The organism is Microbacterium sp. NPDC055502, assembly GCF_053643635.1.
In genome coordinates, this window is sequence record NZ_JBSHKJ010000001.1 from 271,259 (window position 1) to 295,808 (window position 24,550).

A 24,550-nucleotide genomic window follows, 5' to 3' on the forward strand; every position below is an offset into this window, starting at 1 on the left:
GACCCGGGCGGACGAGCCGGGGCTCAGCGACGCAGCGAGTCGGCGAACGGGTTCGGCTCGAGCGTGTAGTCCGTGGACGGGTCCGCCCACGTGGAGGCGCCCTCCGGACTGCGGCGAGCGCGGACGCCGGACAGCAGCCGCACCGCCGGGGCTCCGACCGCGAGCGCGAGCCGTCCGGAGATGCTGCGGTCCTCCCGTCCGAGCACACTCGCCCGGTGCCAGGCCTCGTGCAGCGCACCCCCGCGCGCGGCGGGCACCCGGCGCGGAGGCAGCGCGCCCGCTCGGCGCAGCGCGACCAGCTCCTGCACCCGGTCCCACCAGTCCGACTCGGCGGCGGGGTGGAAATAGTTGTCGCACAGCCAGGCCGGGTGCGGGCGCCGGAAGCGTCCGGCCACGACCTCGCCCGCCCCGCCCAGCAGCCCGCTGCCGACGAACACCGTGTTGAGCAGGCTCTTGCTCACCCCGAAGCGGTCGAGCGCGATGACCGGCACCCCGTGCGCCAGCGCCTCCACGGCGGCCGTCGAGCTCACGGTGACCAGCCCGGCCGCCGTCTCCAGCGCCGTGTCCATCGGGGCGTGCGAGAACACGAGGTTCCGCGGCCGCGCGGCCCCGAAGAGCCCGGTGTAGGGCTCGCGGTCGAGGTGGGTCTCCGCCTCGCCCTGTCGCGCACGCAGCTTCACCACCACACGCCGGTCGGGGTCGGCCTCGGCGGTGCGCACCAGCAGGGCCGCGATGTCGGCCCTCGCCGCGCGATCCGCGGGCACCAGCGCCTGGGCGGCGAAGACGACGTCCGTGGCACCCGGTCGCGGCTCCGCGTCGGCCACCGGCTCCGTCGGGCGGTCGGCGAGGGCGGCCCGCGGCGCCCCTCCGGCGAGGATCCGCGCCTCGGCACGCTCCGCCCGCCTCCGGCCGCCGTACGGGCCCCGTGCGAACGGAAGGGTCGCGAGCGCCAGCGGCACCGGCACCCCGATCCGCTCCCCCAGCTCGGCGAACGCCCTGACCTCGCGGTGGGAGTGCACGATCAGCAGGTCGGTGTGACGCCGGTACTCCAGGGCCCCGCGCTGCGCCGGGATCGCCATACCGGGCAGCCCCGACACGACGACGGGCCGGTGCGCGAGCGAGTCGATCACGCCTCCGAGCAGCCGCACGAACGGCCCGCGACCGGCGAGCAGCACCGCGTCGGGCCGCTGCCGGTCCAGCCACGCCGCCACCTGCGCGAGGTCGAGCCGGGTGACATCTGTCGCCGCGACCCCGGTGCCCTCCCGCGCCGCGCGCTCCTGCTCCGCGCTCACCGTGAGGGGCGTGCGCACCAGCAGCAGCTGCGGGCGCAGACCGGGCACCGCGCCGAGCAGCGAGGCAGACCACTTCACGAACGAGTCGGCATCGGCGACCGCGACCACGCGCAGCCCGGAGGCGTCGGTCATGCCGGCACGCGACGCAGCTTGGCCATGGGGGCGCGCTCGCTGTCGAACACGCGCTTCACGCCGTCGCCCACCGCCCGCTCGATCACCCGGATGTCGCGCACCAGGTGCTCGAGTCCGGTCGGCTCCAGCGACGCGGCGTGGTCGGAGCCCCACATCGTCCGGTCGAGCGTGATGTGCCGTTCGACCGCGACGGCGCCCATCGCGACCGCGGCGAGCGAGATCTGCAGGCCGCGCTCGTGGCCCGAGTATCCGACGGGGATGCCGGGGTAGCGGTCGCGGAGGGTCGCGATGACCCGCAGGTTCGCCTCCTCCGGCTCCAGCGGATACGTCGAGGTCGCGTGCATCAGCACGACCCGGTCGGTGCCGAGGGTGTCGAGGGCGCGGTCGATCTGCTCGATCGTGGACATGCCGGTGGAGAGGATCACGGGCTTGCCCGTCTCGCGCAGCGCGGTCAGCAGCTCGGTGTCGGTCAGGCTCGCGGAGGCGACCTTGTGCGCCACGACGTTCAGTTCCTCCAGGAACGCCACGCTCGGCACATCCCACGGCGACGCGAACCAGTCCAGCCCGAGCAGCGTGGCGTGGTCGCCGATCTCGACGTACTCGTCGCGGCCGAACTCGACCCGGCGCCGGTAGTCGAGATAGCTCATGACACCCCACGGCGTCTCCCGCGGTACATCGCGCATGTGCTCCGGCGTGGAGATCTCGGGGGTGCGCTTCTGGAACTTGACCGCGTCGGCCCCCGCCCGCGCCGCGACGTCGATCAGTCGCTTGGCGATGTCCACGTCGCCGTTGTGGTTGAGGCCGATCTCCGCGATGACGTAGGCCGGACGGCCGCCGCCGATCACACGCGAGCCGATGCTGACAGTCATGGTTCCTCCGGTCGTCGAGCGGGTTGCCGCCGTCCTTCCTGAGTACGCGCCGCGGGTGAACGGCCCTCGACCGGAGGGTTACCGGGGGCGGTCAGCTCGACAACACGCGTTCGACGAGCTCCCTGACCGCACCGTCTCCCCCGCGGCGGTGCAGCACGACCCTGGCCTCGGCCCGCACGAGGGGATGCGCGTCGGCGACGGCGACCGGCCACCCGACGATGCGCATCGCCGGGAGGTCGTTCACGTCGTTGCCGAGGTACGCGATGTCGGCGAGCGGCATGCCCTGCTCCTGCGCCCACCGCCGCAGCGCGTCCTCCTTGTCGTCGATGCCGTGCAGCACGGGGACGCGCAGCTTGTCGGCCCTCGCCCGCACGACCGGGTTGACCTCGGTGGAGAGGATCAGCATCGGCACGCCGGCGCGGCGCAGCAGCGCGACGCCCATGCCGTCCTCCCGGCTCACCCGTACCCGCTCCCCTCCGTCGGCGTCGACGATCGCGGTGTCGTCGGTGTGGACGCCGTCGAAGTCGGTGACCACCGCGCGCACCGGGATCCGCGCGGGAGTCTCGCGCAGGGCCGCCAGAGCCCGCGCCGCCGCGAGCTGCTCCGCGTCGTCGATCTCGATCGCGCTCCACTCGGGCACCGCGATGATGCGGGTGCGACCGAAGAAGCGGTGCCGGCTGCGGCGGAACCCGTCCGCCCGGAACACGTAGAACGCCCCGGTCTCGAGGTGATGCGGCTCGCGGTCCTGGCGCCGTGGACGGTGGCTCGCGTCGTGGTTGAGCGCCTCCGCCTCCCCGTCGGGCCCCGTGCGCCACAGGAAGCCGTACGTCTCGACGGCCGCGAACGCGCTGTCGGCCGTGCCCTTCCGCACCGCGTCGACGGCGGCGGACAGCTCCACGCTCGGCACGAAGGGCGACGTGGCCTGCACGAACGCGACGACCGCGAACGACTCTCCCCGGCGCTCGAGCTCGTCGAGCGCGTGGAGGATCGCCGCCTCGGACGACGCGGTGTCGCCCGACAGCTCCGCGGGGCGCCGGACGATGCGCGCGCCCGCGGCCTCCGCGACCGCCGCGATCTCGTCGTCGTCGGTGGAGACCACGACCGCGTCGATGCCCGCGGCGGCCGTTGCCGCGTGCACGGCCCTGGCCACGAGCGGCACCCCGCCCACGCGCTCCAGGTTCTTGCGCGGAATCTGCTTCGACCCGCCGCGCGCCGGGATGATCGCCACCGTCCGCGGCGCTCCCTCGTCTGTCTGCTGCATGCTCGTCATCCTCCCCGGATCTCCCGCCACGCGCGACCGGCGCGACGCCGTGCCCCGATCGCCGTCAGCCGCCACTCCTCGATCCGCCCGATGCCGCCCGCGGGGTGCCGCAGGCGCTGTCGCAGGGTCGCGGGCGCGGCGCCGGGCAACCGCAGCTGCGTGAGGCGTTCCGCCGAGAAGTACCGGCGGCGCTCGTCGTCGTCGAGGTCGCGCAGGAACTCCTCCGCGCGCTCTCGCAGGTGCTCGGCGACGAGCGGCTGCATGGCATAGCCGACCGCATCGACGAGGCGCTGCAGCTCGGGCGGCTCCGGGCGCGCGGCGTCGGTGCGGGTGAGGGCGTCGACGATCGTGAGCGGGATGCGGTTGCTGTTCTCGAACGGAGCGAGCGTGCCGAGCAGGTCCGCGGTCCCGGCGGCACCGATGTCGCGGCCGAACACCGTGTGCACGGTCGGCAGCGCGGTGGAGAACGCCGCGACCACGGCTCGCGCATCGAGGCGTTCGGCCGCCAGTTCCGCGGGCCCCGTGCCGCGGTGCTCCTCGAACGCCATGCCGAGCGACTGCGCCCTGGCACGGACGGCATCGGTGAGCAGGGGTGGCGCCGCCGGATGGGGCTTGAACACGATGCGCTGCGGCTCCCACGCAGCCGCCCGGTCGACCAGGCTCTGCTGCAGCGCGATCTCCTGCGCCGGTGTCTGCAGTTCGAGCGCCGACAGGTACTGCCCGAGCACCAGCACGGTGGACGGTCCCGGCTCCGGGTCCGCCGGCACCGTCGGCACCTCCGGCGTCGCGGTCTCGCGCAGCGCCGCCGCGAAGGCCGCGGGCGGCACCGGCACCGTCTCGGCGGTCGGCGACGCGACGAGCGGACGCACGCCGGGCACGACGTCGGCGTAGACCACACGGCCGATCCGTGCCGTCACGGTGTGCGGCAGCCGCACCCGCATCGGCGCATACGTCATGAGGCCGTCGCCCACGATCGTGAGACGCGCGTCGGGGAACAGCCCGAACAGCGTCCGCGCCGGAGCGACCTGCGGGCTCTGCACGCACAGCTCCAGGTCGCGGGGGTCGATGCCCCAGGCCCGGGCGATCAGCCGACCGAGCACGGGCAGTTCGCCCTCCGGGGGCTCCCACGCGCTGGGGTGCAGCGGGCCGAGGAGGTCTCCCAGCGGCTCGATGCGGTCGAACCGGGCGCGCAGCCGACTCAGGGCCGGGTCGGCGTCGATGCCGACCGCGAGCTCGGGGACGCGCGACGAGGTGAACGGCACCAGCACCTGCTCGGGGCGCGCGGCGGTCGGCCCATCGAGGAGGCCGCTGTCGATCGCGGCGACGGCGGTCGCGAGACCGTAGGCGCTGTGCAGCGCGAAGACCCGCGTCACGGCGTGTGCCCCGCACGTCGGAGCGTGCGCGCGAGCACGCGGCGCCGGGGCGCGTCGAGCCGCTCGACCACCGCGGCGACCTCCGGCGCGGGGAGACCGCGGAGCAGCTCGCGGATGCGCGACCGCATCTCCGCGCGCACCGGCGGCGACATGCGCCGCGAGCGCACCAGGTGGTGCGAGCTGAGCGCGAGCGCGGTCCACACGGCCTTGGGCAGGAAGCGCTCGGCGTCGCGGTCGCGCTGCGCCAGGGCGACGACCTGGGACAGGGCCTCGGCGAAGTCGAGCTGCCGCCGGTCGGCGATCTGGGTGAGCGAGCCCGCGACGCCGCGGCGGTAGAGCAGTGCCGGGGCGTCGACGACCGCGAACGACGAGGCCTCCAGGTGCAGCCGCCAGATCCACGGCCGGTCCTCCGCGGTGAACAGTCCGGGCGGGAACCCGGCCAGGCCCCGGTCGAGGAGGCGGCGGTGGAACAGCCCGGCCCACGCGTACGGGTAGTCGACCATGGTCGGCTCGTCGGCGGGCAGGATGGCGCTCCGCGGCGGGGCGACGGTCTCGCGCCAGGGGAACGGCGCGCGCACCAGCGTGCGGCGGGTGCCGGTGACGGTCACGTGATCGGTGCGGACGAAGTCGCAGCGCAGCGCGCGCAGGCGAGAGGCCAGCACGGCCAGCCGCCGCGGCTGCAACCAGTCGTCGCCGTCAAGGAAGCAGAACGTCTCGCCCTCGACGAGCGCGAGACCCTGGTTGCGGGCGCTCGCCAGGCCGCGCGGCGTCGGGTTGTGCACCACCCTGGCGCGCGGGAACCGGTCGGCGTAGTGCTGCATGAGAGCGCGCGTGTCGTCGCGGGAGCCGTCGTCGATCGCCACGAGCTGCAGATCGTGCGGGTCGTCGAACTGCCGGGTGAGGGTCTCGAGGGTCGTCCCGATGTAGGGTCCGGCGTCCTTCGCGGGAAGAATGACGGTGACGAGGGGCGTGCGCACGGAACTCCCGGGGTGGGCGGTGTGCGGAGATCGTCGCAGTCGCGCGTGTCCGGTCGGCGACGTCACGGTGAACGGCGGGTGACGCGAGGCGCGGCAGGCACAACGCTGAGGTGTGGTCCGCACCCGAACGAACCACACCCCCAGTGCGTTGCACTGCCGGGTGCGAGCACCCGGGAAACCGACACCGTGCGGTGCCGGCCCACCCCGCGGTTTACTGGCCCCCACCAGCGGGCCGAGGGGTGTGCGTCGAGAGCGACTCCATGAAGATCAACACTCAACACGTAACATGATACATACCTCTCCACGAGATGCCGAATCGATGCGGGGAGCCGCGTCGATTGGCGCGGTCACCCGGCATCCGCGACCATGGACCCCATGCTCTGGCCGTTCGGAACGATCTGGCGACCGGTGCGACGGCGCCGCCGGAGCACCGGGATCGACCTGCGCTGGCTGTCCGCGCGCACGTGGACAGAGCGCTGGTATCCCCAGGGCATCGACGTGGGCCGGCTGCGCGGACGACGCACGCTCGCGGTGAGCTGGTTCCGCCAGGACAGGGCGGGCCGCCACCTCGCCTCCCGGGTCACGATGATCGACCTCGACCGGTCGCGTCACCTCGACGTGGTGCTCGCCGTCCCCGGGGAGGACGGCCGCCTGGAGCCCGCCCCGATCCACGCCGGCGGCCTCGCGTGGTTCGACGACCGCTTGTTCGCGGCGGCCACGGGCCAGGGGATCTGGGAGTTCGACCTGGCGCGGCTCCGCCGGGTGCGCGGCTCCGACGCCCACCGCCTGGCCGGGAGCCGCCGCCGCGGCGGTCGCAGCACCGTGCTCGTCGCCGTGCGCACGGCGCAGCACCCGGTCGACCTCCGCTGCTCGTTCCTCGGGCGGGTGTTCACGGCCGACGGCACTCCCCTGCCCCGTGTGCTCATCGGCGAGTACCGCGGGAACGACCGCGGCGTGGTCGGCGAGTTCGACATCCCGAGCGCCGCGCAGCCCCGCTTCGTGGAGCGCGACCGGGTCGCGCCCGGCCTCCGGCACCTGCAGGGCGCCGTGCGCTGGGGTGAGACGCGCTTCGTGTCGCAGTCCGATCTGCTGCACCCCGGAGCCCTGTGGACCGATCGCGACGGTTCCTGGCGGCGACACCCCGTTCCGCTGCCCGCCGGATGCGAAGACCTCGCCCTCGACCCCGAGGCGGGGGTGCTGTGGACGCTCGGCGAGCACCCGTGGCGACGCGTCGTCCGCGGCATCCCCTTCTCCGCGCTCGACCTCCCCGGGTGAGCGGCGGCGGCTGGCACATCGGCGGGCGAACGTAGACTGAGGGAGTGAAGAAGCCCGCCCCCCTCCTCGTCTACACCGTGCTGCGCCTGCTGGCATTCCTCGTCCCGCTGGCGATCCTGTGGTTCTTCTTCCCGATCTTCCGCGAGTTCTGGTGGCTCGCCGCCATCTTCGCCGCCCTCATCGGGGCGAGCATCTCGATGCTGTTCCTGCGCACGCCGCTGTCCGACGCCTCGGCGCGTCTGCACGAGCGGCGCGAGGGCCGCGTGTCGGGTCAGCAGGCCGATGCCGATGCGGAGGACGAGGCGATCGACGCCGCCCCCGACGAGACCCGCCGCGACTGAGCCCTTCCGCGGTCAACCGACGGACGCGGAGATCGCGACGGACGCCCGGATCACGACGGACGCCGAGACCAGCCGATGAACGTCCAGATCAGCCGACGAACGCCCAGAACAGCGCGCCCGCGTAGAGCAGCGACGTGAGCGAGGTCAGGGCCAGTGCCGTCACCAGCTCCCGCGGCTGACGGTACGTCCAGACGATCAGCACGGCGGGCAGCCCCGCCAGCAGCGCGAGCAGCGCGATCCACGCGATCGGGAACAGCAGCGCCAGGAACACCGCGATCCCGAACGGCGCGAGGACGAACAGGGTGAACAGCACCTGGGTCGCACGCCGCCCGATCAGCACCGTGAGCGTGCGCTTGCCGACGGCGCGGTCCTGCTCGATGTCGCGGAGGTTGTTCGCCAGCAGCACCGCGCACGCGAACAGGCCGGCCGCGATCGCCCCCAGCCACGCCTGCTGCGGGAGTGCGAAGATCTGCACCCACGTGGTGCCGAGCGTCGCCACCAGCCCGAAGAACACGAAGACGAACACCTCGCCCAGGCCGTAGTAGCCGTAGGGGCGCTTGCCGCCCGTGTAGAACCACGCCGCGACGATGCACGCGGCGCCGACGGCCAGCATCCACCACTGCTCCGTGCGCACCACGATCGCGAGGCCGACCGCCGCGGCGAGCGCGAAGAACACGAGCCCGATGATCAGCACGGTGCGCGGCTTCACCCGCCCGGAGGCCGTCAGCCGCGCCGGACCGACACGGTGGGCGTCGGTGCCGCGGACCCCGTCGCTGTAGTCGTTCGTGAAGTTCACGCCGATCTGCAGCAGCACCGCGACCGCGAGGCAGGCGAGGGCGATGACCCAGTGGAACTCCGGCCCCGTGCTGCGCGCGGCGCCCGTGCCGATCACGACCGGCGCGACCGCCAGCGGCAGGGTGCGCAGTCGTGCGGCGCCGATCCAGTCGGAGACGGTGACCGGACCGGCCTCGACCACGGGCCGCTTGGCCGGGTTTCCGCTGGTGTGCGGTCGGGTTCGGGTGCCGCTCTTCTTCTTGCGCCGGGAGGATGCTGCCACGCACGAAATCCTAGTCCGCGCGGCGAGGGGACCCTCAGCGGTGCGGGTTGCTGTCCTTGCCGTCGAGCCACAGGGTGTCGGACGCATCGCTGTGGGAGCCTGCCGTGCCGACGTGCTTGTCGCTGATCTTCGGTCCCTTGAGGATGACGTGGGTCATGGCCTGCGCGTGACCGTGGCCGAGACCGTACTCCTGCTTGAGCCACGTGAGCACGACCGTGGACTTCGTGCCCTCGTCGAAGCCCTGGGCGCGGGCGAGCTCGATGAACTGGCGGGGCGTGAGCCCGGTCTGGGTCTCGACCTTGTCGAGGTAGGCCTGGAAGGACATGGGTTCTCCTGATCAGTCGTTGTCGAGGAAGGTCTGGACGATGGTGGCGGAGGCGTGGATGCACAGGATGCGCAGCAGCCCCTCCCCCGCGTTCGTGAAGCCGTGCGGCGTGAAGGCCGCGACCGTGGCGGTGTCGCCCGGTCCGGCGAGGAGGGTCTGGTCGCCGACGCGGAGGCGGACGGTCCCCTCCAGCACCACCCAGGTCTCCGAGTACGGGTGCCAGTGCAGCCCTGGACCCTCGCCCGGCTGATTCTCGACGAAGAAGTAGGAGACGTCGGCGCCGTGCTCGGCCCCGACGAACCGGCGGCTGCGGCCGGTGCCGATGCGGAGGTCGGCGTCGCGGACGAGCGACGAGGGAGCGGGTGTGGTGGTCATGTGCCCAGTCTCGACAGCGCACCCGCGGGCCCCTAGTGTTTCGATGTGGATCGAAACACGGCACCCATCGAGGGGCGGGAGCACCCGGATCACCGGGTCGAGTTCCACCTGAGTCCCGGTGACATGGAGGCGGTGCGCTTCGGTGTCTCCCCCGGCCACGAACTGGCCCACGCCGTCCGCGCTCTCCTCCGCTTGGCGGCGCATCCGCTCCAGTGGGGGTGGCTGCGCGGCGTGCGCGAACGGCTGCCGCGCGACGGCTTCGCGCTGCTCGCCGCGGTGATCGGCGACGACGGCTACCTTCCCGACTTCCTCACCACGACCCCGCGGTGGGACCTCACCCCGGAGGCGGAGCTCGCGGCGTTCCGCACGACCGCGCTGGAGCCCATGCGCGTGGACCTCGGAAAGATGGTGCAGCGCTCCGCCGGCCGTCGACGCGAGGCGCTGCGGGACATGCGGGACGATCCGGCGCGGGCCAGGGCGCGGATCGCCGACGCCTGGTCGGAGCTGTGGGAGGTGGCGCTGGACCCGGTCTGGCCGCAGCTCGAACGACTCCTGCGCGCGGACATCGCGGTGCGGGCGCGCGCGATCGCCACGTCGGGCATCGCGGGGATGGCGAGCGACCTGCATCGGCAGGTGTCGTGGGGCGACGGCGCCGTGCGGGTGTCGCTGCGGCGGCACAGCGAGCGGGTCGACTGCCGCGGCAGCGGACTGGTGCTCGTGCCCTCCGTGATGTCGTCGTGGGGCTGCATGGTGCTCACCGAGCCGCCCGCGCAGCCGACCCTCTTCTATCCGGCCCGCGGGGTCACGGCCGGGTGGGCGCGCGACACCACCGAGGTCGAGTCGGCCCTGGGTGCCCTGCTCGGCCCGGCCCGCGCCGGCATCCTGCTGCGGGCGGGCGCCGAGCGCACCACGTCGCAGGTCGCCGTGGAGGCCGGGATCGCGGTGTCGACGGCGTCGCACCACCTGACCGTGCTGCGGGAGTCGGGGCTGATCGCGAGCGAGCGCCGCGGCAGCCGCATGCTGCACCTGCGCACCCCGCTCGGCGAGGCCGTGGTCGGCGCGGCGCTCTGACGCGGGCGGGTCAGCGCGCGGTCGTTCGACCGCGCAGACAGCGGCGACGCGACGCGGATGCCGGCCGACGGTGCGCGCTGCGGCGGTGGACTACTCCCCGGCGCCGACCGGGATGATCGGGCGGTGCTCGTAGTAGGTCTGCAGCACCACCGTCGTGCGGGTGCTCACGTTGGCGGCGAGCCGGACGTCGCGCACGAGCTGCTCCAGGTCGCGGGGGGTCGGAACGCGGACGAACAGCATGTAGCTCGCCTCCCCCGCGATGGAGTGGCAGGCCTCGATCGCGCCCAGGTGCTCGAGCAGCTCCGGCGCGTTGTCGGGCTGGGCGGGGTCGAGCGGGGTGATCTCGATGAACGCCGACAGCGGAGTGCCCACCTGCTCCGGGTCGAGGATCGCTCGGTAGCCGGAGATCACCCCGCGCGTCTCCAGGCGGCGCAGGCGGGACTGCACGGCGGAGACCGAGAGGCCGACGGCCTCGGACAGCTGGGACAGCGTGGCGCGGCCGTCACGGGAGATCGCGGCCAGGATCGCGCGGTCGACAGAATCATCCATGGCTGTAAGATTATCGTCAGGATTCCGTATTCGCCGGAATCTTTCCGTTAAACACTGCGATCGGAGGTTCCGATGTCCCTCGTTTCCGCCAACAGTTCCGCTGTCCAGGCCATCGTCGGCGAACCCGAGGTCGTCGAGGACGCGTCGACCGCCGAGCAGTCCGCCGCCTGGACCCAGCTGAAGTCGGCCGCCATCGCGCTGCGCGAGCTGCAGATCAAGGACGGCTCGATCCCCGAGGCCGCGCACCACGACGACGCCCGCGCGCTCGTCGGCGCGATCACCGCGAGCATCCGCGCACTCGCGCCCGCCTTCCCGCACGATGCCGACTACCTCGCCGCGTCCGTCGCCGACTTCGAGCGCTGGGCGTCGGAGGACTTCGGCGTGCCGGACTTCCTCGACTCCCTCGTGGCCTTCCAGCCGCAGCAGCACCGCATCGACGGCATCCGCCACCTCGTGGTCTTCCCGATGTACACCCAGAACGGCTCCAGCGATCGCCTGGTCGAGGCGCTGATCGTCGAGACCATCTGGCCCGAGTTCATCGCCGCGCTCGAGGCCGGCGACTACGGCAACAAGCTGTTCGTCTCGCTGCGACTCGTCGACTTCACCCCGGGCTACGACACCAACTCCGCCGTGCTGTTCCCCGAGACCGTCGCCATGCGCGAGATCCCGACGTTCACGTGGGGCGCCATCTTCCAGGACCGCGAGGCCGCCCGCTACCGCCGGGTCGTGCGCGCCGCCGCCGGGATCACGAACCTGGAGCTGCCGGAGCGCGCCGCCGCGATGCTCGACGACCAGGAGATGGCCGAGAAGACGTTCGTGATGTGGGACATCATCCACGACCGCACGCACATGCGCGGCGACCTGCCGTTCGACCCGTTCATGATCAAGCAGCGGATGCCGTTCTTCCTGTACTCGCTGGAGGAGATGCGCTGCGACATGACCGCGTTCCGCGAGTCGGTCAAGATCGAGCGCGCCCTCGACGCCCGCGTGGCGGCGGGCGAGGAGCTCACCGAGACCGAGCGCGAGATGCACGAGTACGCGCACCTGGTGCAGTACGCCGTGATCTTCGACCGCATCTTCCGCTTCGCGATCACCGGCACCCGCGTCCGCAACTACGACGCGGTGGGCGGCCAGCTGCTGTTCGCGTGGCTGCACCAGCGCGGCGTGCTGCACTGGACCGACACGGCCCTGGCGTTCGACTGGGACAGCGTGCCCGACGCGGTCGTGGCGCTGGGTGATGCGATCGACGACCTGTACTGGCACTCGATCGACCGTCCGAAGGTCGCGCACTGGCTCGCCGCCTACGACCTCGTGCGCGGCACGCTCACCCCGCACCCCGCCTCGCAGTGGGCACGCGGACTCTCGGACGAGATCCTCGCCGGCGCCCCGAAGGGCTACACCGACGCGGTGATGGACGACGAGTTCCCCCTGTCGATGTTCTTCGAGACGCTCGACAAGAAGATGAAGCCCGTCATCGAATCGACGGTCGGCATCCGCGGCACGGACGACTGATCCGCACCGCCACCGTTGTGACGCTGGGGCGCACAGCCTCTGCGGCCGGAGACCCGAATCCGGGTCCGGCCGCAGAGGCCTTCTCGACAGGAGGAGAGTGATCGCATGACCGACACCACGCCGCACGGACCGCGCGGACGCACCGTGCTCCTGGCCGGGGCCACCAGCGCCGCGGGACTCGCCGTCACCCGGGCCCTGCACGACGCCGGCGCACGGGTGGTCGCGACCGGCCGCTCGGCCGAACGCCTCACCCCTCTCGCCGACGCGGGAGCCGAGACCCGGGTGGCCGATGCGACCTCCCTCGCGGAGATGACCGCGCTCGCGGAGCGGCTCGGACCCGTCGATGCCGTGGTGCCGCTCGTGGGCGGCTGGCGCGGCGGCGGAGGTCTCGCGGGACAGAGCGACGAGGACTTCGACGCGCTGCTCCCGGCGCTCGAGGCGGTGCGGGCGACCAGCCGGGCCTTCGATGCGGCCCTGCGCGCCTCGCCGGCCGGGCGGTTCGCGGTCGTGTCGTCGACGGCGGTCGCGCGCCCCCTCGCCGGTGGCGCGAACTACGCGGCGGTGAAGGCGGCGAGCGAGGCGTGGACGCGCGCGGTCGCGCACGGGTACGCGAAGGCCGCGCGCGACGCCGGCGAGCCGCTGCGCGCCGCCGCGGTGGTGTTCCGCGCGAAGGCGCTCGACCCCGCCGCCCTCGCCGCCCGGGTCGCGGCGTTGTGGGAAGACGACGCGGCCGAGCTCAACGACCGGATCATCGACCTGGACTGAGCCTCCGACGTCGCGCGGACTACGGGCGACGGACGGGCGGGCTGCGGACGCGCGGGCTGCGGACGCGCGGGCTGCGGACGGCGGGCTGCGGACGGCGGACGGGCGGGCTGCGGGCGGGCGGGCTCCGGGCGGGGCTGCGTCCGTGTGGGTCAGCGGGACTCGGGCGGGATGCCGCGGACGACCGGGGGCGCATCGGGGTGGTGGCCGTGCGCGCGGCGGTCGCGCGCGTCGCCCGTCTCCTGCCGCTCACCGAGAGGATCCTGTGCCGCGGGGCCGGTGCCCTCGTCCGTCGCGTCGGGCGCCTGATCCGGCGCCGTCGCGTACAGCTCGGTGAGGTGACGGTACGACCGCGTGAAGAACGCCAGCGTCGCCGCGACGACCATGATCAGTCCGGCGAACAGGCAGATGAGGGCGATGCCGCGCGCCTCACCCTCGCCGAGCAGCCACTCCCACTGCCGCTGCCCCTCGGCGGTGTCCATGTACGGGATCACGACGTACTCCGCGATCGGCGCGATGAGGAAGGCCGTGATCGGGGCGGCCGCGGCCTCCATCGCCGCCGCCGTGCCGAACACCCGCCCCTGTCGCGTGAACGGCACGACCTTCTGGATGACCGTCTGCTCGGCGGCCTCGACCGGAGGGACCAGCGCCATGTACACCCACATGCCCAGCACGTACAGCGGCCACCACTCGCGCAGCATGAAGATCGCGCCGAGGAGCCCCATCGCGATCACCACGAGCAGCATCGTGCGCACCGGTTTCTTGCCCAGGCCGAACTTCGCGACCAGACCGCCGCCGATGAGGAAGCCGGTGGAGGAGAACGCGAGCGCGAAGCCCCACATCTGCGCATCGAACAGCGTGAGGCCGTACGGGTCCATGAGCGCCATGTAGACGCCGCCGATGAGGTTGTTGAACGTGGAGAACACGATGAGGGCGAACAGCCCGGGCGCCTGCCGGATGGCCTGCACGCTGCCGCGGAAGTCGACCGCGCTCTTCGCCTCGGGGTCGACCTCCGGCTCGGACTCCGGGATGCGGATGAACAGCAGGTGCGCGAAGGTGAGCGCCATCGCCACGATCGCGATCCCCAGCGTCCACCCCATGCCGAGGAACCCGATCGACAGGCCGGAGAACACGCTGGTCACGAGGAACGCGATGCCCTGCACCGTGCCGACCAGACCGTTCGCGTTGGCCCGCTTCTCCTCGGGCACCAGCAGTGTCACCGTCGTGGACAGCGCGATGTTGCGCAGCTGCTCGATCACGCCGCCGAACAGGATGATGCCAGAGAACAGCCAGAACCACGGGCCGCCCAGGTCGAGCAGCGCCGCCTCGGGCTGCCACACGTAGAGCACGCCCGCGACCAGGAACGCCACCGCCGAGATGACGCTCGACAGCAGCATGACCCGGTGCTTGCGGTGCCGGTCGACGATCGTGCCGAAGAACATCGCGAAGAACGCGACGAACAGCATGTAGGCGCCGCCGATGATCCCGGTGGCCAGCACCGACCGCGTCTCGATGTACACCCAGAACGTGAGGGCGAACCAGAGGAAGCTCGTCGTCACGTTGGCGATCAACGTGTTGACGAGGACGTTCGCGAAGGCCGTCTTCGCCGCGGTGCGCTCCATGGGTTCGAGGGTAGGGCGGGGCTCGGACATCCGGTAGGGGAACCGCGATTAGGCTTGACCGGTGAGCATCCCCCATGACCCCGCTCTGCGGGGCTTTGCCAGCGACAACTACTCCGGCATCCACCCCGAGGTCCTCGCCGCGATCGCCGCCGCGAACGGTGGCCACCAGGTGGCGTACGGCGAAGACGCCTACACCGCCCGCCTGCAGGAGGTCTTCCAGCAGCACTTCGGCGAGGGCGTCCAGGCGTTCCCGGTGTTCAACGGGACCGGCGCGAACGTCACCGGCTTGCAGTCGATGCTGCCGCGCTGGGGTGCCGTGATCGCCGCATCGACCGCGCACATCAACGTCGACGAGGGTGGCGCGCCCGAGAAGATCGGCGGCTTCAAGCTGCTCACCGTGCCCACCGACGACGGCAAGCTCACCACCGAGCTCATCGACCGCGAGGCGTGGGGCTGGGGCGACGAGCACCGCGCGCAGCCGCTGGTCGTGTCGATCACCCAGTCCACCGAGCTCGGCACCCTCTACACGGCCGACGAGATCCGCACGATCGCCGACCACGCGCACGAGCGGGGCATGAAGCTGCACCTCGACGGCGCCCGGCTGTCCAACGCGGCCGCCGCACTCGACCTCCCGCTGCGCGCCTTCACGCGCGACGTCGGCGTGGACGTGCTGACCTTCGGCGGCACGAAGAACGGGGCCATGCTCGGCGAGGCCATCGTGGTGCTGAACCCCTCCGCCGCCGACGGGCTGCCCTACGCCCGCAAGTTCAACATGCAGCTGTCGTCGAAGATGCGCTTCGTCTCGGCGCAGCTGATCGCGCTGCTCGAGGGCGACCTGTGGCTGCGCAACGCCCGGCACGCGAACGCCATGGCCGCCCGGCTCCGCTCCCGCATCGAGGCGGGGCTCGCCGACGGTTCCGTCGCCGGTGTCGAGTTCACCCAGCCCACCCAGGCCAACGGCGTCTTCGCGACGCTGCCCGAGGGCGTTGCCGACCGGCTGCGCGACGTGTTCCGCTTCTACGACTGGGACGCGGCCCGGCGCGAGGTGCGGTGGATGTGCGGCTTCGACACCGAGGAGTCCGACGTGGACGCCTTCGTCGACGCGCTCGGACGCCTCACCACCGCCTGAGCGGTCTCAGTCGTCGACCACGCGCGTGAACTCCTCGCGCGTGGTGCGCAGGTGCGCGCGCATCGCCGCATCGGCCGCGTCGGCGTCGCCCCGCCGCACGGCATCGAGGATGCGCTCGTGCGCGTGCCAGCTGGACTCCTTCACGAAGTCGAAGCTCATCAGGTCGACGGGCTCGAACATCCGCACGCGCGCCTCTTCCACCGCGTCGCGCACGAACGTGTTGCCCGACGCCGCGGCGAGCGCGAGATGGAAGTGCGTGTCGGCGATGCGGGACTCGGCCTTGGTGGCCGCCCCCGCCAGCTCGCTCTGGGCGAGGGCCATCGCCTCCAGATCCGCCGTGCTGCGTCGCGCCGCCGCGAGCGCCGCCCCACCGGACTCGACGATCTCGCGGAACTCGGTGAGCTCGCCGATCTCGGCCGAGCGCGTGCGCACCTCGTCGCGGATGAGCCGCGGATCCAGCGCCGCGTCCTGGACGATCGCCCCGCCGGACGCTCCCCGGGTGATGACGATCTGGCCGCTCCCCTCCAGGATGCGCAGCGCCTGCCGCAGGGTCTCGCGCGAGACGCCGAGCTGCTCCGCCAGACGCCGCTCCGGAGGCAGGCGGTCGCCGGGGCGGATGCGGCCGAGCGCCATCTCCCGGCGCAGGAACCCCGCCACGGCCTGATAGCCCGACACGGGGTGCAGCACGGCGCGGGAGAAGTCGTGCGGCGCGTCGTCACGCTCGCCCATGGCCACTCCTCCGGTCAGAGGGGAAGACCGGCGCGGTCCGTGCCGACGACCTGCTTCCCCGTGAAGAAGTCAAGCACATCGTCGTCGCCGTGCCCGCCGAGGCCGCTCGCGCCGAAGAAGCTCTGCGCGGAGGCCGGCGACATGTCGAGCACACTCGTGCCGTTGACCTTCACCTCGCCCGCGACCAGGCGGGTGCCCAGCGCCGCGGCCCCCTCCTGATCCGCCCCGAACACGTAACCGGCGAGCCCGACCTGGCCGGTGTTCGCCAGGCGCACGGCCTCGTCCTCGTCGTCGTAGCCGCCCACGAGCAGCATCGGCCCGAACACCTCGTCCGCGAGCCCCGGGCCGTCGAGCACCGCCACCGTGGGGGCGAAGAACCATCCCCGTTCCGGCACCGCGGACACGCGCAGCAGCTCGGCGCCGGCGGCCGCCAGCCGCTCCCGCTGGTCGTCGAGCTCGTCCCGTCGGGCGGCGAAGGCCACCGGACCGACCTCGGTCGCGTCGTCGAGGCTGGATCCGATGGTCCGGCGGGCGAACGCCGCGATGAGCAGACGGGCCAGCTCGTCACGCCGGGCGCGGTCGACCAGCACACGACGCGGAGCCTCGCACCACTGCCCCGACAGCTTCAGGACGCCGTCGGCGAGCGCCTGCGCCGCCTGCTCCAGGTCGGCGTCGGCCCGCACGATCGCGGCGTTGTTCGAGCCGAGCTCCAGCTGCAGCCGGGCGAACCGGGGCGCGGCCGCGGCGGCGATGGCGCGGCCGGTCGGCGTGGAGCCGGTCATCGAGATCGCGGCGATGCGCTCGTCGGCGACCAGGGCGCGGCCGACACCGCCACCGCCCTGCACGAGTCCGACGACACCGTCGGGGATGCCCGCCTCGTGCACACCCTCCAGCAGCAGCTGCGCGCTCCACGGCGAGAACGACGAGGGCTTGAGCACCACGGTCGCTCCGGCGGCGAGCGCGAACGCGGTCTTCTTCACGGCCATGGCGCTGGGCGCGTTCCACGGCAGGATGAGCGCGGTCGGTCCCCACGGCACACGGTGCAGTCGCACGCCGCCCTGCTCCGCGGGGAGCTCCGCGACGTCCCCTCGGACGACGGCTCGGCGGGCGGCGTCACGCAGGGTCGCACCGTTGGCTCCGCCGAACAGCCGTGTCACCGCGAGCGGCACCCCGCTGTTGAGCGCGTCGAGGCGGGCGATCTCCTCGGCACGGTCGTCCAGCCACGCGGCCAGCGCCCCCAGCCGGACCGCGCGCTCCTCGGGGGCGAGTCCGCGCCAGCGGCCATCGTCGTGCGCCCGACGGGCGGCGAAGACGGCCCGGTCGACCTGCTCCAGGGAGCTGGAGGCGGTGGGCACGAGGGCCTCGCCGGTGTTCGGGTCGTGCAGCCAGGAGCCGTCGGCCTCCGGACTCTCCTCGGCGACGCCGCCGATCCAGGTGCGCAGGGCGGGGAAGGTCATCTCAGATCCGATCGAAGTAGCGGTGCAGGTCCCAGTCGGTGACGCGGGACATGAAGGTGGACCACTCGTGGTCGAGCAGGATGCGCTGATGCGAGATGAGCTCCGGCGTCAGCAGCTCCTGCACGAACGCGCTCTCGGCGAAGAGCGCTCCCGCCTGCCGCGGGTCAGCGGGCATGGCGCCGTCGCCGGGGAGGTCGTAGGCGCTGCCGCGCACCGGATCGCCGAGCTCGGCCCCCGTCCGCATCCCGTCGCGGGCCGACGCGAGGATGCCCGTGAGCGCGAAGTACGGGTTGGTGTCGGCGCCGGGCAGGCGGAACTCGAACCGGAGCGCCTGCGGCGAGTGGCCGACCACACGCACCGTGGTGGTGCGGTTGTCGAAGCCCCAGGTGCGCCCGCTGCCGGCGACGTCGGTGGAGTTGCTGCGGCGGTACGAGTTGACCGTCGGGGCGTACCACGCCATCAGCGCCGGCGCGTGCTCCAGCGCCCCGGCGATCGCCGAGCGCATGCGGGGGCTGAGGTGATCGGGGTCGGACTCGTCCCAGAACAGCGCCGTGCCCTCGTCGTCGACGAACGACACGTGCACGTGGCACGACGAGCCCGGCTGGTCGTTGAGCGGACGCGCCATGAAGGTCGCCGACATGCCCGCCCGGGCGGCGGTGTCACGCACCGCGAGCTTGTACAGCGCATGCCGGTCGGCCATCTCCAGCGGGTCGCCGTACTCGAACGTCATCTCCCACTGCCCGAGACCCCACTCGCTCTGCGCGGCCTCGACGAGGATGCCGCTCGCGCGCAGGTCGGACCGCAGCCTCTGGAAGAACGGCTCGTAGAGGTTGCCCTCGTGGATCATGAAGTCGGAGGGGGTGAGGGTCGTCGGATCGAGATCGCGGAACCCCGAGCGGCGCAGCTCCCGCGGGTCGTTGCGGAACAGGTAGAACTCCAGCTCGGTGCCCGCGAGCGGCGTGAGACCGAGGTCGCGCAGGCGCGCCAGCTCCTGCTTTAGGATCACCCGCGGCGACAGCGGCATCGGCTCGTGCGTGTGCACGTCGACCGGGTCGGCGAGGCAGATCGCGACACCCTCCAGCCACGCCGCAGGACGCAGGGTGTCGAGGTCGGGGAGCAGCGTGACGTCGGGCACGCCGTTGTGCATGCCGCACAGGGCGAAGCGGTTCTGGTCGATCAGCTCGAGCCCCTGATCGATGTCCCATGCCCACGCGCAGGTGCAGATGTCGACACCGTTCGCCACGACCCGGCCGAAGCCCTCGACGGGGATGCGGCGACCGACGAGCCGACCTTGGAGGTCGGGCGTCGCGACGATCACGGTGCGGATCCCCGCGGCCTCCAGTTCGTCCGGCGCCAGGCGCACGTCGTCGATCATCGCGTCAGCCACCCTCCGTCGACGGGGAGCTGGATGCCGTCGATCCAGGACGCCTCGTCGCTGAGCAGCCAGGATACGGCCGCGGCGATGTCGCTCGGCAGGCCCACCCGCGGCACGAGCAGCCGCTGCTTCATGAACTCCAGCGCCTCGGGGCTGGTGACGCTCTCGTAGTCGAAGAAGTCGGTCGCGATGGGGCCGGGGGCGACGCAGTTGACGCGGATGTTCTTGGCCGCGAGCTCGACCGCGAGCGCCTTGGTGAGCATGGGCACGCCGCCCTTGCTGGCGTTGTAGTGCGGCTGCGCGGTGCCGGTGCTGGTCACCACGACCAGTGCCTCCACGGTGGAGAGGTTGACGATGGCGCCGCCGCCCGACTCGGCGATGAGCGGCGCCACCTCCTGCGCCACGAGGAACTGGCCCTTGAGGTTGATGTCGAAGACGAAGTCCCACGCCTCCTCGGTCAGCGTCTCGAACGAGTGCTCGGTGACCACGCCGGCGTTGTTGACGAGCAGGTGCAGGGCTCCCCACGCCTGGGCGGCCTGCGCGACCGCGGCGCGGATCTGCTCGCGCGAGCGCACGTCCACCACCGCCGCGAGCGCCGTGCCGCCGGTCGCCTCGATCAGGCGCACGGTCTCGGCGGCGCCCTCGGCCGAGACGTCGGTGACGAGGATGCGTGCTCCCTCGCTCGCCAGGCGGAGGGCGGTCTCGCGGCCGATCCCGGATCCTGCGCCCGTGATGAAGGCGTTCCTGTCTGCGTGTCGCATGGTGTCTCTCCTTGTTCGTGCGTCTGCGGCGCCTAGGCGACGCTCTCGGTCGCGGGGGTGGGGGCGACCGCGGTGTGCGCGGACGCCTGATCGACGAGCCAGTCGAAGACCGGGTCACCGCCGAAGGTCTCGGGGTGCCACTGCACGCCCACCACCGGCAGCCCGTCGAGCTCGATCGCCTCGACGACGCCGTCGGGCGCCCAGCCGGTCACGGTTACCCCGGCGCCGGGGGTGTCGACCGCCTGGTGGTGGAACGAGTTCACGCGGGTGCTCTCGCCGTAGAGGCCGTGCACGACGCTGCCCTCTGCCGTGCGCACCTCGTGCACCCGGTGGGCGCGGGGGTAGGCGTACGAGCCGTGCGACTCGCCCTCGCCCGCGGCGAGGTGCTGATGCAGGGTGCCGCCGCGGACCACGTTGAGCAGCTGCGCTCCCCGGCACACCCCCAGCAGCGGCAGCGCGCGCTCGATCGCGGCGAGGATCAGCCCCGACTCGAACTCGTCGCGTTGCGGGTCGACGAGGGGCGTGAACGGGCCGGGGGTCTGCCCGTACCGGCGCGGGTCCACGTCGTCGCCGCCGACGATGACGACGCCGTCGAGCCGCGCCACGAGTTCGGCCGGGTCGGCATCCATGGGCAGGTGCACGGGCAGGCCGCCGGCGCGGAGCACCGAGGTGGCGTACTCGCTGAGGTACGCCTCCAGCGGGGCGTCGGCGAAGCCGTACGGGGCGCCGATCGCCGCGCCGCTGGTGCGACGACCGGAGATGCCGATCAGGGGCCGGGGCAGGGCGGGGAGACTGATGATGTCCATCCTTCGGTTCGGGGTCAGGCGTTCTCGTCGAAGCGCCGCACGATCTGGGCGTAGGCCGCCGGTGCGCTCGCCCGCATGATCGCCGCCTGCACCAGGCCGATCACCGGGGCGATGATCACGACGGCGACGAGGGTGATGCTGATGACGCCCCACGCCGGGTTGCCGTCGGCGTCGACGTCGCTGACGAGCAGCGGGAAGTTCGCGGCGATGAGCACGGCGGACACCGCCAGCCCGAGCAGTCCGAGGCCGGGGGCGATCACGGTGTGCCAGGGGCTGCGCAGGGCGCGGGTGCGGGCGAAGTACACGATCACGGCGAGGCAGGTCACGGCCATGAGGATCACGATCGCGAGGGTGCCGATGCCGGCGAACCAGGAGAAGATGTTCTCCGGCGCGAAGCCGAGGATGGCGAGCAGGGCGATCGCGACGCCCGAGGTGGCGACCTGCACCAGCGAGGCGACGTGGGGCGATCCGTGTCGGGTGTGCACGCTGCCGACACGGTCGGGCAGCACGCGGGCGTTGGCCATGGCGTGGTGGTAGCGGGTGAGCACGTTGTGCAGCGAGAGCACCGCCGCGAACATGCTGCCCAGGAACAGCAGGGCCACGGCGACCGAGCCGACCGGGCCGAGGTACTGCTCGGTGACGCGGGTGATGAGGGTCGTGGGGTCGGCGGCGGCTTCGCCGATCACGTCTCCCTCCCCCACGCCGACCACCACGGTCCAGGCGGCGAACGCGTAGAAGACGCCGATCACGATCGCGGAGGCGTAGGTGGCGCGCGGGATGGTGCGCTCCGGCGTGCGCACCTCGTCGCGGTACACCACCGTGGACTCGAACCCGATGAAGCTGGCGATGGCGAACATCAGCCCGAGCGCGGGTGCCCCGGAGAGCACGTTCTGCAGGACGAACGAGCCGAAGGTCACGCCGTCGGCTCCGCCGGTGACGAGGATGACGAGCCCCAGCAGGACGACGATCCCGATCTCGGCGAGCAGCACCACGACGAGCACGCGCGAGCTGAGCTCGATCTGCCGGTACCCGAGCGCACCGACCAGCGCGACGGAGACCAGGGTGAGCAGCCACCAGGGGATCTCGGGCCCGCCGAGCAGCGCGATGCTCGATGAGATGGTGGCGCCGAGGTAGGAGAACACCGCGATCTGCACGGTGGTGTAGCAGACCAGGGCGAGGTAGGCGGCGGCGAGGCCGGGGGTGCGACCGAGTCCGTGCGTGATGAACACGAAGAAGGAGCCGGCGCGGGGCAGGTAGCGGCTCATCGCGGTGAGGCCGACGGAGAAGAGCAGCAGGATCACGGTGGCCACGAGGAACATGACCGGGAAGCCGATCCCGTTGCCGAGCAGGTAGCCGATCGGCACGATGCCGCCGACCACGGTGAGGGGCGCGGCGGCGGCGATCACCATGAAGGTGACGGCCACCGCCCCGAGGTTGCCGCGGAGGTTGCGCTCGCGGGGTTGTTCTGCGGAGGGCGACGTCGTTGTCGAAGCATCCATGTCGAAGCATCCTTTGCCGATTGGATCAATGGTCTAATCTTTAGCCCATTGATCGGCGACAGCGCAAGACTTTTCCACGGAACGGCGATCATCCCCGTCCGCCGAGGCACGACGAACAGCGCGACGCCCCGCTCCCGGGGCCGTCAGCGCGCGGTCAGCGCAGCAGGCCCAGGCTCGCCAGGGCGTGCCGGATGAGCGTGCCCCGGCCGCCCTCCATCTCGGCGGCGACCGCGTCGGACGCGGCGGCCTCGGGAGAGAACCAGGTGACCTCCAGCGCGTCCTGCCGCGGCTCGCACGTCCCGGTCACCGGCACCACGAACGCCAGCGACACCGCGTGCTGGCGGTCGTCGTGATAGGCACTGACCCCGGGGATCGGGAAGTACTCCGCCACCGTGAACGGCAGCGGCTGCGGGGGAAGGAGCGGGAAGGCCATGGGCCCCAGATCGTTCTCGACGTGACGGAACAGGGCGTCGCGGATCGTCTCCCCGAAGCGCACGCGACCCGACACGATGGTCCTGGTCATCTCCCCCATCGGCGTGGAGCGCAGGAGGATGCCGATCTCCGTGACCTGACCGGAGCCGTCGGTGCGGACCGGGATCGCCTCGACGTACAGCATGGGAAGGCGTCGACGCGCCTCCTCGAGTTCCACGTCGCTGAGCCAGCCGGGGTTCGCGTCCGGCGCCGGCGGAGTGGCGTCGCGGAACGCGCCGAGGCCCTCGTCGTCGGGCTCCGGATCGGGATCGGGTGTGCGCACCGCCATGCGTCCTTTCTATCAGCACCCTCCGACGAGGGACACCGGCGGCGCGTCGGTGTCGCCTGGCAGGATGACGGGGTGAGTGAGATTCTGACGATCGACGACACCGCCACCCGCTGGTCGACGGCGGAGCGCGCCGGGCTCCCCCTCGTGGTCCTGCTGCACGGGTACGGCGCCGACGAGCACGACCTGTTCGGGCTCGTCCCCTACCTGCCCGGCGGACTCGCCGTCGCCTCTGTCGCCGCACCGCTCGCGCCGCCGTGGCCCCAACCCGGACGCTCCTGGTACCCGATCGAGGGCCTGGACGGGCGCAGCTCGACCGCCGTGACGCTCGCGGCGGAGGCGTTCCTCCGCTGGCTCGACGCCGCGGCGGGCGACGCCCCGTCGGTCGCGCTGCTCGGGTTCTCGCAGGGCGCGGCCGTGTCACTGCAGGCACTGCGGCTCGCGCCGGAGCGCTTCGACGCCGTGGTCGCACTGAGCGGCTATGTCGCACCGGAGCCGCTGCCGGGCGACGACACCCTGACGGAGCTCCGGCCCCGCGTGTTCTGGGGTCGCGGCACGCACGACGACGTGATCCCTCCGGCGCTCATCGACCACACGGCCCAGTGGCTGCCGTCGCACGCCGAGCTGTCCGGCCGCGTCTACAGCGGCCTCACGCACAGCATCTCCGAGGACGAGCTCGGCGACGTGCACCGCTTCCTCACGACCTGGGTCGACGGGATCGACGCGGATCAGGCGGAGGGGTCCCGCCCGTCCTGACCGCGCTCCCCCGGGACTCCCGGGTCGACCGGAGTTCCCGGGTCCGCCGCAGCTTCCGGGCGCTCCCGCTCACCCCCGTCCACCCCGTCCTCCGGATGCCCCGGGTCTCGCTCGCCGTCCGGCCCGCTCGGGTCCGCCCGCCCGGAGCCGCGGAAAGCGACCGAGAGAGCCACGCCGATCGCCAGACCGATGCCGATGCCGAGGGCCCAGTTCTTCATCGCCATGCCGAGGGACACGCCGATCGCCACGCCGAGCGCGAGGCCGACGCCGAGGCCGGTGCGTGCCCGGAGTTCCTCCGGGCTGGGGTTCCGATCCGCCATGCCTTCCACGCTACGCATCCGTCGCGGTGCCGGCATCCCCCGTGCGACGGAGGCGCGACACGCCCGGGAGTTGCGAACGCCGACACGCCCGGGTATCGTCGTGGCGTCCTGTCCGCCGTGTCTGGAAGTCCTTTGATCTGAATCGTCGCCTCCGCGCTCCTCTTTCCG

Annotated in this window: 25 protein-coding genes; 7 read left to right on the forward strand and 18 right to left on the reverse strand. The window is 72.5% G+C overall.

The window, feature by feature from the left end; all coding sequences use genetic code 11:
• Positions 1-23: 23 nt before the first annotated feature.
• The 5 genes from ACWH95_RS01430 to ACWH95_RS01450 form a co-directional block, all read right to left on the reverse strand.
• Entirely contained in the window at positions 24-1,424 is a 1,401-nt protein-coding gene (locus ACWH95_RS01430) for a DUF6716 putative glycosyltransferase (protein ID WP_136028662.1), read from the reverse strand.
• Complete coding sequence (locus ACWH95_RS01435) at positions 1,421-2,293, reverse strand: N-acetylneuraminate synthase family protein (protein ID WP_136028661.1); 873 nt, start codon at positions 2,291-2,293, stop codon at positions 1,421-1,423. Before ACWH95_RS01435 ends, ACWH95_RS01430 begins: the two co-directional genes overlap by 4 nt.
• A gap of 91 nt (positions 2,294-2,384) precedes the next feature.
• On the reverse strand, positions 2,385-3,554 hold the full coding sequence (locus ACWH95_RS01440; RefSeq protein WP_378802735.1) for a cytidylyltransferase domain-containing protein: 1,170 nt from the start codon (positions 3,552-3,554) through the stop codon (positions 2,385-2,387).
• A 5-nt stretch (positions 3,555-3,559) separates the two neighbouring features.
• A complete protein-coding gene (locus ACWH95_RS01445; RefSeq protein WP_378802736.1) occupies positions 3,560-4,927 on the reverse strand; it encodes a polysialyltransferase family glycosyltransferase in 1,368 nt (455 codons plus the stop codon).
• Positions 4,924-5,904 carry a glycosyltransferase family 2 protein gene (locus ACWH95_RS01450; protein ID WP_247637678.1) on the reverse strand — a complete coding sequence of 327 codons (981 nt, stop codon included), beginning with the start codon at positions 5,902-5,904 and terminating at the stop codon, positions 4,924-4,926. The genes ACWH95_RS01445 and ACWH95_RS01450 overlap by 4 nt, the downstream gene beginning before the upstream one ends.
• 375 nt (positions 5,905-6,279) lie before the next feature.
• Here ACWH95_RS01450 and ACWH95_RS01455 point away from each other — a divergent pair, with 375 nt between their 5' ends.
• Together ACWH95_RS01455 and ACWH95_RS01460 are read left to right on the forward strand one after the other, a co-directional pair.
• Positions 6,280-7,179, forward strand: a complete 900-nt coding sequence (locus ACWH95_RS01455; protein WP_136028657.1) for a hypothetical protein — start codon at positions 6,280-6,282, stop codon at positions 7,177-7,179.
• A 44-nt stretch (positions 7,180-7,223) separates the two neighbouring features.
• Entirely contained in the window at positions 7,224-7,520 is a 297-nt protein-coding gene (locus tag ACWH95_RS01460; protein WP_136028656.1) for a DUF4229 domain-containing protein, read from the forward strand.
• An 88-nt stretch (positions 7,521-7,608) separates the two neighbouring features.
• Here the strand turns inward: ACWH95_RS01460 and ACWH95_RS01465 are convergent, their stop codons facing one another.
• Genes ACWH95_RS01465 through ACWH95_RS01475 form a run of 3 tightly spaced genes read right to left on the reverse strand, consistent with a single transcriptional unit; the run spans position 7,609 to position 9,277 of the window.
• Positions 7,609-8,577, reverse strand: a complete 969-nt coding sequence (locus tag ACWH95_RS01465; protein WP_247637679.1) for a 1,4-dihydroxy-2-naphthoate polyprenyltransferase — start codon at positions 8,575-8,577, stop codon at positions 7,609-7,611.
• A gap of 34 nt (positions 8,578-8,611) precedes the next feature.
• On the reverse strand, positions 8,612-8,902 hold the full coding sequence (locus ACWH95_RS01470; protein ID WP_247637680.1) for a DUF4287 domain-containing protein: 291 nt from the start codon (positions 8,900-8,902) through the stop codon (positions 8,612-8,614).
• 12 nt (positions 8,903-8,914) lie between these two features.
• Complete coding sequence (locus ACWH95_RS01475) at positions 8,915-9,277, reverse strand: cupin domain-containing protein (RefSeq protein WP_378802737.1); 363 nt, start codon at positions 9,275-9,277, stop codon at positions 8,915-8,917.
• A gap of 45 nt (positions 9,278-9,322) precedes the next feature.
• Between ACWH95_RS01475 and ACWH95_RS01480 the strand changes: the two genes are divergently transcribed.
• The gene (locus ACWH95_RS01480; RefSeq protein ID WP_378802739.1) at positions 9,323-10,348 is read left to right on the forward strand and encodes an ArsR/SmtB family transcription factor; all 1,026 of its coding nucleotides are present in this window, start codon (positions 9,323-9,325) and stop codon (positions 10,346-10,348) included.
• Between the two features lie 90 nt (positions 10,349-10,438).
• Here the strand turns inward: ACWH95_RS01480 and ACWH95_RS01485 are convergent, their stop codons facing one another.
• Positions 10,439-10,897: an Lrp/AsnC family transcriptional regulator gene (locus ACWH95_RS01485; protein ID WP_136037198.1), complete on the reverse strand. Its 459-nt coding sequence runs from the start codon at positions 10,895-10,897 to the stop codon at positions 10,439-10,441.
• A 72-nt stretch (positions 10,898-10,969) separates the two neighbouring features.
• Here ACWH95_RS01485 and ACWH95_RS01490 point away from each other — a divergent pair, with 72 nt between their 5' ends.
• The gene (locus ACWH95_RS01490) at positions 10,970-12,409 is read left to right on the forward strand and encodes a DUF6421 family protein (RefSeq protein WP_378802740.1); all 1,440 of its coding nucleotides are present in this window, start codon (positions 10,970-10,972) and stop codon (positions 12,407-12,409) included.
• Between the two features lie 105 nt (positions 12,410-12,514).
• Entirely contained in the window at positions 12,515-13,174 is a 660-nt protein-coding gene (locus ACWH95_RS01495) for an SDR family NAD(P)-dependent oxidoreductase (RefSeq protein WP_378802741.1), read from the forward strand.
• Positions 13,175-13,323: 149 nt separating this feature from the next.
• Here ACWH95_RS01495 and ACWH95_RS01500 read toward each other — a convergent pair whose 3' ends face one another.
• A complete protein-coding gene (locus tag ACWH95_RS01500; RefSeq protein WP_454120025.1) occupies positions 13,324-14,793 on the reverse strand; it encodes an MFS transporter in 1,470 nt (489 codons plus the stop codon).
• A 61-nt stretch (positions 14,794-14,854) separates the two neighbouring features.
• Here ACWH95_RS01500 and ACWH95_RS01505 point away from each other — a divergent pair, with 61 nt between their 5' ends.
• A complete protein-coding gene (locus ACWH95_RS01505) occupies positions 14,855-15,922 on the forward strand; it encodes a threonine aldolase family protein (RefSeq protein ID WP_206252836.1) in 1,068 nt (355 codons plus the stop codon).
• Between the two features lie 6 nt (positions 15,923-15,928).
• On the opposite strand, the gene ACWH95_RS01510 is transcribed toward ACWH95_RS01505, so the two are convergent.
• The 7 genes from ACWH95_RS01510 to ACWH95_RS01540 form a co-directional block, all read right to left on the reverse strand.
• Positions 15,929-16,651, reverse strand: a complete 723-nt coding sequence (locus tag ACWH95_RS01510; protein ID WP_136036287.1) for a FadR/GntR family transcriptional regulator — start codon at positions 16,649-16,651, stop codon at positions 15,929-15,931.
• Between the two features lie 14 nt (positions 16,652-16,665).
• Positions 16,666-18,108 carry an aldehyde dehydrogenase family protein gene (locus ACWH95_RS01515; protein WP_247637685.1) on the reverse strand — a complete coding sequence of 481 codons (1,443 nt, stop codon included), beginning with the start codon at positions 18,106-18,108 and terminating at the stop codon, positions 16,666-16,668.
• Between the two features lies 1 nt (position 18,109).
• Positions 18,110-19,495, reverse strand: a complete 1,386-nt coding sequence (locus ACWH95_RS01520) for a glutamine synthetase family protein (RefSeq protein ID WP_247637686.1) — start codon at positions 19,493-19,495, stop codon at positions 18,110-18,112.
• Positions 19,480-20,244, reverse strand: a complete 765-nt coding sequence (locus ACWH95_RS01525) for an SDR family NAD(P)-dependent oxidoreductase (protein WP_136033124.1) — start codon at positions 20,242-20,244, stop codon at positions 19,480-19,482. Before ACWH95_RS01525 ends, ACWH95_RS01520 begins: the two co-directional genes overlap by 16 nt.
• Positions 20,245-20,276: 32 nt before the next feature.
• Entirely contained in the window at positions 20,277-21,050 is a 774-nt protein-coding gene (locus ACWH95_RS01530) for a gamma-glutamyl-gamma-aminobutyrate hydrolase family protein (RefSeq protein WP_247637687.1), read from the reverse strand.
• A 14-nt stretch (positions 21,051-21,064) separates the two neighbouring features.
• Complete coding sequence (locus ACWH95_RS01535) at positions 21,065-22,549, reverse strand: APC family permease (RefSeq protein ID WP_136035651.1); 1,485 nt, start codon at positions 22,547-22,549, stop codon at positions 21,065-21,067.
• Between the two features lie 154 nt (positions 22,550-22,703).
• Entirely contained in the window at positions 22,704-23,309 is a 606-nt protein-coding gene (locus tag ACWH95_RS01540; RefSeq protein ID WP_136044474.1) for a DUF4916 domain-containing protein, read from the reverse strand.
• Between the two features lie 72 nt (positions 23,310-23,381).
• Here ACWH95_RS01540 and ACWH95_RS01545 point away from each other — a divergent pair, with 72 nt between their 5' ends.
• A complete protein-coding gene (locus ACWH95_RS01545) occupies positions 23,382-24,062 on the forward strand; it encodes an alpha/beta hydrolase (protein ID WP_247637688.1) in 681 nt (226 codons plus the stop codon).
• On the opposite strand, the gene ACWH95_RS01550 is transcribed toward ACWH95_RS01545, so the two are convergent.
• Positions 24,035-24,382 (reverse strand): hypothetical protein, encoded by a 348-nt coding sequence (locus ACWH95_RS01550; protein ID WP_205828297.1) that lies wholly within the window; start codon positions 24,380-24,382, stop codon positions 24,035-24,037. The genes ACWH95_RS01545 and ACWH95_RS01550 overlap by 28 nt on opposite strands.
• Between the last annotated feature and the right edge of the window lie 168 nt (positions 24,383-24,550).